The 7,010-nt window shown below is 61.1% G+C and carries 8 protein-coding genes; 2 read left to right on the plus strand and 6 right to left on the minus strand.

Translation table 11 applies throughout. The features are described 5' to 3' along the window. Both AAAB16_RS22270 and AAAB16_RS22275 read left to right on the plus strand, forming a co-directional pair. Positions 1–831 (plus strand): acyltransferase family protein (locus AAAB16_RS22270; protein WP_340665298.1); only part of this gene is annotated, 831 nt, incomplete at its 5' end. After that, on the plus strand, positions 831–1,190 hold the full coding sequence (locus tag AAAB16_RS22275; protein ID WP_340665299.1) for a VanZ family protein: 360 nt from the start codon (positions 831–833) through the stop codon (positions 1,188–1,190). The genes AAAB16_RS22270 and AAAB16_RS22275, both read left to right, overlap by 1 nt. A 20-nt stretch (positions 1,191–1,210) precedes the next feature. On the opposite strand, the gene AAAB16_RS22280 is transcribed toward AAAB16_RS22275, so the two are convergent. The 6 genes from AAAB16_RS22280 to AAAB16_RS22305 form a co-directional block, all read right to left on the minus strand. Then, positions 1,211–2,509, minus strand: coding sequence for an O-antigen ligase family protein (locus AAAB16_RS22280; RefSeq protein WP_340665300.1), 1,299 nt, complete (start codon positions 2,507–2,509; stop codon positions 1,211–1,213). A gap of 208 nt (positions 2,510–2,717) precedes the next feature. Beyond that, complete coding sequence (gene solA / locus AAAB16_RS22285) at positions 2,718–3,911, minus strand: N-methyl-L-tryptophan oxidase (protein WP_340665301.1); 1,194 nt, start codon at positions 3,909–3,911, stop codon at positions 2,718–2,720. Positions 3,912–4,103: 192 nt separating this feature from the next. After that, a complete protein-coding gene (locus AAAB16_RS22290; protein WP_340665302.1) occupies positions 4,104–4,382 on the minus strand; it encodes a gamma-butyrobetaine hydroxylase-like domain-containing protein in 279 nt (92 codons plus the stop codon). After that, positions 4,382–5,344 (minus strand): HEAT repeat domain-containing protein, encoded by a 963-nt coding sequence (locus AAAB16_RS22295; RefSeq protein WP_340665303.1) that lies wholly within the window; start codon positions 5,342–5,344, stop codon positions 4,382–4,384. The genes AAAB16_RS22290 and AAAB16_RS22295 overlap by 1 nt, the downstream gene beginning before the upstream one ends. Further along, on the minus strand, positions 5,341–6,195 hold the full coding sequence (locus tag AAAB16_RS22300; protein ID WP_340665304.1) for an ABC transporter ATP-binding protein: 855 nt from the start codon (positions 6,193–6,195) through the stop codon (positions 5,341–5,343). Before AAAB16_RS22300 ends, AAAB16_RS22295 begins: the two co-directional genes overlap by 4 nt. Then, a complete protein-coding gene (locus AAAB16_RS22305; protein ID WP_340665305.1) occupies positions 6,195–6,980 on the minus strand; it encodes an ABC transporter permease in 786 nt (261 codons plus the stop codon). Before AAAB16_RS22305 ends, AAAB16_RS22300 begins: the two co-directional genes overlap by 1 nt. Positions 6,981–7,010 lie beyond the last annotated feature (30 nt).

Consider the following 7,010-nt stretch of genomic DNA (forward strand, 5'->3'; position numbering starts at 1 on the left):
CTTTGGGTGATTATGGACTGGTGCTTCCGCGCCTACCTGATCTCGCACTTCAACCCCGAACTCGTCCACGGCTCCGAAGCCTTCCCCTTTACCCTAGACGCTTTCGCCCTGGACGTGGCGATGGGCAACACCGCGATCTGGTACCTGTACGCGTTGGTGATGTTCTTCACCGTGTGCAAACTGGGTAATCAGCACCTGCTGTTAACCTTTACGTTTATGGCCTTGCTCTCACTGTTGGCTAAGCAACTTGTACCGCAAGAAAGTTGGAGTTTGCGCAGCATTGCCAGTAACGCCGTATTCTTCACCATAGGTTGCTATGGCAAGCCTTATATAGAACGGATTATCGAACGCTTTAATCCGCTGCGCTTTTCTATTGCCGTGGTCGGTTTCCTCGCCCTCGGTGAATTAGCGCTAAGATACGACGCCATTGATATACCCGGGGTCAAGTTTCTGATCTCTTGCTGCTTGGTGATTGCGGCGCTGGACTTTATTGGCCTGCTGACCAAACACTTCACATTAAATCTACTACAAACATTGGGGCGTTACACACTGCCCATCTATGTCATGCATCACTTCTTTATTGATGTGGCGGCGCAGTTGATTCTGCCGCTGAATGTTCCCAGCAATTATGCCGATGCCGGTGTGGTAACGGCGCTAGTGGTGTTGGTGGTGGTCAATCTGGCCGTGTGCACTGGCATCTATATGCTATTGAATCGCCATCATGGACGAATGTTGTTCACCTTCCCAAAGCGCGAGTTGTTCAGAATGCAGACCTCAAATAAATTAGTCGCTAAACCTGCAGAACTTCCGGAAAAGACACAGGCCAAGTAATGAGTCGATTCATATTAATGCTGGTATTCGCCGCCACCTTGGCGGTGATTCTTATCGATGGTTTCGGCCTGGATTGGCTGCCCGTGCAAATCGAAGAGCGCTGGAGCTACCACGCCATAGCCTTCGCCTTGATGGTGTTTTGCGCCAGGCTGGCGTTTCCGCGCACGCTGATCTTCTGGACCTTTACCTACGCTGTGCTACTGGCGATTTTTATCGAGCTGGCCCAGGGCCTGCTGCCCCACCAGGACATGTCGGTTATCCATGTGGCCGCCAATATCGCCGGGGTGCTGGTTGGTGCGGTGTTGGCTCAGGTATGGCGGCGCCAAGTGGCGCCGCGCTTGGTGTCTAGCGACGCCTGATGCACCGCGTAAGCCCTGGCTTAGGTACGCGCCCGCGTGCGACGGTCGCGGTAGTGGTGGTTGGCTAATACGCCCATGGCGCACATCACCACATAGGTGGCCGCGTTGGCCGGAATTTGCAGGTTGAAGTCGGCCAGCGAATGAATCAGCAAGGCCACAATACCCACGCTCGCGCCCAGGCCAACACCGGCGCGGTAGACCGATTCGCTCTGCCACATGGCGCGTTGCGCGTGGTACAGCCCCAGCAGCACAAACGCCAGCAACGGCAGGCTGCCCAGCACGCCGTACTCAATCAGAAATTGCAGGTAGTCGTTGTGGGCATGGTCAAAGTGCAAGGTCACATCGGCACTGGCGAACTTGCCAAACAGCACCTCAAAGGTGCCCGCGCCATGGCCGGTAAACAGCTTTTCCTGAGCCAGCGGCAAGGCGTCTTTGACAACGGTGGCGCGTAGCTCGTCTGCTGCCAGCGGTGTTTGGCCATCGGCTACTACGGCCTCGGCTTGAGCGCTGTGGCCGAACGTATCCACCCCTACAAACTGGCTGACCACCAGCAGGTCAATCACCAGCAACCCGGCGATGATCAAGCCATTACGTAGGCGCTGCTCCTTGTTGTTGAGCAGGACAAACACCCCGCCCACCAGCAGCAGGCTGGTGAAAAAGGCTGAGTTGCCCATATGCGAATGGCTCATCACCAGGGCAATGGTCATCAGCACCAGGGCCAAGCGCAGCCGCCCTTTGGGGCCCAGCAACATCTCCAGCACATCCACCCAACGAAATGGCCGCTCATCACGCAGCGCCATCAGCAGGCCGACGCCGGCTGCCAGGGTCAATTCCAGATAGCCGGCCAAGTGGTTGCGGTTAACAAAGGTGCCGGTGGCATCCCCCAAGTAACTGGTCTTGGCGCCCACCAGCAGCCCCTCAACGCCAGACAAGGTCATCGCCACACCAAAAAACGCCTGAAAGGTGCCGCTTACCACCAAGACGGCGAGCAGCAGGCTTAGGCGTTTGCGCGTGCGAAACAGGTCCACCACCAACAAAAACAACAGGCTGTAAGCCAGGCCAAGCATCAGGTATTGAAAGGTGGCAGCGGTATCGACCGTTCGCCCGCTCAGCCATTGCAGCAGCACCCACGCCTGGCTCAACAGCAGCAGCCCGAGCATTGGCAGCGCCGGCCGCAACGTAGGGCCAAGGTCGCGGTTACGCCGCAGGGCGTTGACCGCCCAACCGGCACCTAAGCCGCCACAGAGCAAAACCAGCAGGCCCATCGACCAATCGCGGTTGCTGCCCAGCGGCAATGGCAGCCAGAGCAAGAGCAGCAAGGTGCCGCTGATTAACCCGCGCTCCAGGCGTTTTGAAGGGGTAACCGTGCCTGCCGTCCTTGCAGATGAATTGGATGAAGAGGGGGCTCGACTAGCCCGAGATAAATCCGCTGACAAGGCCAAATGCTGGTACTCCACTGTTGCCCACAAGACGCGTCCTGACTGAAAGATAACCCAAGAGCCCCGTTTTAGACGGGGCTTTTTTTGCCTAAAGCAAAGGTTTAACCGCCGCAGGAAAACGCGCCAGGGAAAAAGCACTCAGGTCCAGTTCACTGCGGCCGTCGACCACCTGCTGTGCGAGCGCTTCGCCGATGGCCGCCGAATGCTTGAAGCCATGCCCGGAACAGGCACTGACCACGGTAACGGCTGGGTGGTGGGGATGCTGGTCGATGATGAAATTGAAGTCCGGCGTCACCGTATAACTGCACACAGCGGTCTTTACCGCGTTGGGTAGCACGCCGGCAAGTTTGCCGACCAGTTGGCTGGCAAACATCTGCGCACATTCCTCGGCGCTGACATCGCGATTGAGCTGCGCCGGGGTAGTCGCCGTGGCGTAATGCTCGGTGGCGATCTTGATGCAGTTCTCCCCCGCCAGCGGTGGAAAACCGTAGCAGAGGTCTTCGTCGGTGGGGCCATGGGCGAGGATAAAGGTCGGCGACGGCACAGGAAAAATGCTCGGCTGCGCCAGCTCGAACCAATACAACTTTTGCCGGCAAACCCGCAGCAGCGCATCGAACGGTGCACCGAGCAATTCGGCACTCCACATACCGGCACAGACGATCACCTGTTTCGCCCGCAACGTTTGCCCGTCGGCACTCAGCGTTACGCCGTCAGCGGTGGAGTCCAACTGGCTCACCGTGACGCCGGTCAGCACGGCGGCGCCAAGCTGCTGGGCCAAGCGCAGTTGGCTGTCGATGCAGCGCTCGGGGCGCACATAACCGCCGCCCGGCTCGAAGTAGCCGGTGGCGTTGTCGAGCACCGGGGCGAATTGCGGGAAGCGCGTGCGAATCTGCTCGGCATTCAGTTGCTCATGCTCAATGCCATAACGGCGCGCTTGCGACAGGGTGCGTTCGGTAAAGTCAGCAGTGCCATGGTGCGAGGTGGCAGTTTTGCTCGAGGTCATCACCAGCACGCCACATTGCTCAAACAGCTCGGCGCCGGTCTCGGCTTCCAGCTCACGCCAGATCTGCTGCGCGCGGCGTACCAACGGCGCATAGGCATCGCCCTCGCCCACCGCCTGGCGGGTGATGCGTGTGTCGCCGTGGCTGGAACCTTGGTCGTGGGGCGGCGCAAAGCGGTCGACACCGACCACGTTGACGCCGCGCTTGGCCAGTTGATAGAGGGTCGCTGCGCCCATGGCGCCCAGGCCGACAACAGCGACGTCGTAGTGCAACTCAGCCATCCCACAGCCTCCTTTAAAAGGCAGGCATTGTGCCGCAAAGCTTTTGCAGAATGTGCCAGTCCGCGTCAGGTGTGCGCACCATTGCGTTTGCCCAGGTACCGCTTGGTGCGCGCAGCACACCCTACGATCACCATCGCGCCGGGCCACGAGCCTTAACCGTAGGGTGTGCTGTGCGCACCAGGCGACGTCCGCCTAACCTAAAAGTCCGCGTAGGTAAGCCCAGGGGTAAATGCCGCGCTCGTGCCCATCACTAAACACCAATTGCACCCCGTAGCCTTGCGGGTGAATGGCGGTGAGTTGTACCTGCTCGTCGACCACGGTGATACGCCCGCCCAGGCGCCCGGCACGGCATTGTGAACAGGGGCAGGCGGCACGCAAACGGGCATGGCTGAACTCGACCGCGCCGTCAGCCCACTCGACTAGCAACTGCCGCTGTTCTTTGCGATTGCGCAATACGACGGGAGCGTCCATCACGCCCCCTGCAATTGGGCGATGGCGATGCGCACGGCCTTACGGACTTCCGGGTCGCCGTCGTTTTCTGCCGCCAGCAAGGCTGGCAGTGCGCTGCTATCGGCCAGTTCGCCAAGGGCCAGGGCCGCTTCTTTGCGCAGGTTGCTAATGGCGTGCCCGAGTACCTCAATCAACGCCGGCAAGGCGGCGGCAAAGCGCAATTTGCCCAAGGCGCGGGCAGCACGCAGGCGCACTTGCCAGTAGTCATCGTCCAGCGCCGCCAACAGAATCGGGCCACCCTCGGTGAGGCCGACTTTGCCCAGGGTGGTGGCGGCTTCTTCGCGCACTTGCCAGGCGCGGTCGGTGAGCGCGGTCTGCAAGGCTGGCAACACCGTGGCATCGCGGGCCAAGCCGAGTGCGCCAGTGGCGGCGCGGCGCACTTCGGCATCCTGGTCATCACTGGCCAGGCGTGCCAGGTGTGGCAGTGCGCTGTGTTGTTTTAACCAGCCGAGAATACCCACCGCTTCACGCCGCACAAAGGCATCGCCATCTTCCAGCGCCAGCAACGCCACTGGCGCGCTGTCGGCCAAACGCAGCTCGCGCAGGGCTCGCAATGCGCTGGCCCGCACAAACGCATCGGCATGTGCCGCCCAGGGCAAAATCACTCGCCCGGCCTCGGCGGTTTTCAGTTCACTAAGGCTTTGCGCGGCGCCAGCGCGCACCTTGTCGTCAGCGTCGGCCAGGGCCGCACATAAGGCGCTAACCACCTCGTGCTCTTCCCACCCCTCGAGCAAACGGGCAGCTTCGCTGCGCACTTCGCTGGCGTTGTCCTGGCCCAGGGCATGGATCAGAAAGGGCAAGCCATCCGGGTCTTCCAGATCGGCCAGGTCAATCAGGGCAATACGGCGTACGCCGCTGTCGCTGCTGTGCAAGCGCGGTAGCAGGGTTTGGATATCCGGGTTATCAGTCTGTAGGTCGGTCATAAGGCGATTCGCAATGGCGGGTGGTCGCTGGGCAGGCCCAGCGGGGTCAGGCGTGGCAACTCGCGGCCTTCTTCGTGGCGCAGCAGTTCCAGGCAGTGGCGTTTTAAATGGGTAAAGGCCGGGCTGGTGAGCAGCTCGGCGCGCCGTGGGCGGGGGAAATCCAGGCGCAGGTCTTCAATAAAGCGGCCCGGCCGTGGGCTCATCACCAAAATGCGGTCGGCGAGAAACAGCGCCTCGTCGATATCGTGGGTGACAAACACCACCGTGGTGCGAATCCGCCCCCAGATATCCAACAGCAGCTCCTGCATACGCCCACGGGTTTGCGCATCCAGGGCGCCAAAGGGTTCGTCCATCAACAACAGGCGCGGGCGATTGATCAGCACCCGGGCGATTTCCGCGCGTTGCTGCATGCCGCCCGAGAGTTGATTGGGCCAGCGTTCGGCAAAATCTTGCAGGCCCACCAGGCCGAGAAAATCGCGCGCTTGTTGGCGCCGCGCGACCTTGTTCAGGCCCTGCATTTTCAAGCCAAAGGCGACGTTGTCGAGCACGCTGCGCCAAGGCAGCAAGGTGTGGTGCTGAAACACCATACCGCGCGCCGGCGACGGCCCGTCGACCACTTCGCCATCCACATTCAACACCCCAGCGCCGGGTTGTAGATGCCCGGCCAAGGCACCGAGCAAGGTCGATTTGCCGCACCCGGACGGGCCGAGAATGCACACAAACTCGCCAGCGCCGATGCTGAAATCCAGCGCCTGCACCGCCTCAAACGCCTGGGAGCCTTCGCCCAAGCGGATGGTCAGACCTTTAACGTCAATGCGCCCGGCCGCCAGAAAACTTTCGTGACTGCTCATCAACCTCTCCCCTTCACCCGGTACCAAGGCGTTACCAGGCCACCGAAGCGTTTAACCAGGGCACTGCTGCCCATGCCCAGCACGCCGATCAGCAGCATGCCGACGATAATGTCCGGGTAGTTCTGAATGGTGTACGACTCCCAGGTGTAGTAACCGATGCCGAACTGGCCGGAAATCATCTCCGCCGTCACCAGGCAAAACCACGAGGTGCCCATGCCGATGGACAGCCCGGTGACAATGCTCGGCGCCGCACCGGGCAACACCACCTCACGCAAAATCGCTAGGCGCCCGGCGCCCAAGCTGCGCGCCGAGGCGATCAGGCGCGGGTCGACGCCTTCCACGCCATGCACGGTGTTAAGCAACACTGGGAACAGCGCGCCGGTAAAGGTGATAAACACCATCGACAGCTCGGACGAGGGAAACATCAGAATCGCCAAGGGAATCCACGCTACGGCCGGGATCGGGCGAAGCACTTCCAACGGCGGCAATAGCGTGTCTTCCGCCCACTTCCAGCGGCCGATGGCCACGCCCAGCAACACACCGAGAATCGCCGCCGCCACATAGCCGGCAAACACCCGCAGCAAGCTGCTCGACAAATGGGCCCAGAGCTTGCTGCTTTCCACCAGCGCCACGGCGGCTTGCGCCACTGAGGTGGGCGTCGGTACATAGGTGAAGGTCAGCAGGCCGAAGTCCAGGTGCTGGCTAGCGGCGACGTGCCAAAACAGCAGGCAGGCGGCGATTGAGGCCAGGCGTAGGGGCCAGCGGTAGAGGGTGGAACGGGTCATGGTGTACTCCTGCAACTTTCTGAGTCCCCG

This window comes from Pseudomonas sp. (genome assembly GCF_037994325.1).
Lineage (GTDB): Bacteria > Pseudomonadota > Gammaproteobacteria > Pseudomonadales > Pseudomonadaceae > Aquipseudomonas.